This is a genomic window from bacterium (assembly GCA_029210965.1).
Lineage (GTDB): Bacteria > BMS3Abin14 > BMS3Abin14 > BMS3Abin14 > BMS3Abin14 > JALHUC01.
In genome coordinates this window covers 1-624 of record JARGFZ010000133.1, presented here as the reverse complement: position 1 = coordinate 624, position 624 = coordinate 1, and the positions used below count along the sequence as shown (strand labels likewise).

Sequence of the window (624 nt, the reverse complement as noted above, 5' to 3'; positions counted from 1 at the left end):
AATATATCAGATGCGAGTTCGTTGTGTTCTGCGATGACGGGAGCACCAAGGGTACCGGTGATATGACACGCGGTACAGTTCTTTGCAGGGTCGGTGGTGAAGGAATAGGTATTCATGTTGGTGTCGAGTGCACCTGCATGGCAGTCTTCGCATGCACGGTTACTATGGACGCCGGTTGTGAACACTCCTTCATCGATCTGTTTGGTGGTCATGGTCAGGCCGGTCTTGTGGCAGTCTACGCAGTTGACACTTGCGAGCGGTGGCACCTGCAGGGTGATGTTATGGAAGTTTGTGGCTGACACGTCGTTGTGGCAGGCATAACAATCCTGGGTTGGTGTTGTGGCAATGCTGTGCGGGAATGTACCGCTATCGGCGGGGTCAAGTGCATTGCCCCAGAGAGTGGCGTTGGTAGCGTCCTTGTGACAGTTAGTACAGTCCTGGGTTGCTATCAGGTTCGTCCTGGTGCTGTAGTGGCCTGAACTGGCATTGGCACTGTAGGCGAACTGGGCAATACTGTTGTTATGACAATCGGTACAGTATGCAGCGATGGCAAGCTGCGCTTGCTTCCTTAAGGAAGGGGTAAACCCTTTTGCTGACCAAAGGTTTTCCCAGACGGGAAATTCA

General features: G+C 52.9%; 1 protein-coding gene. It reads right to left on the bottom strand.

Annotation, left to right across the window (positions count from 1 at the left end):
• On the bottom strand, positions 1-624 hold a 624-nt coding region (locus P1S59_14630; protein ID MDF1527460.1), incomplete at both ends, for a cytochrome c3 family protein.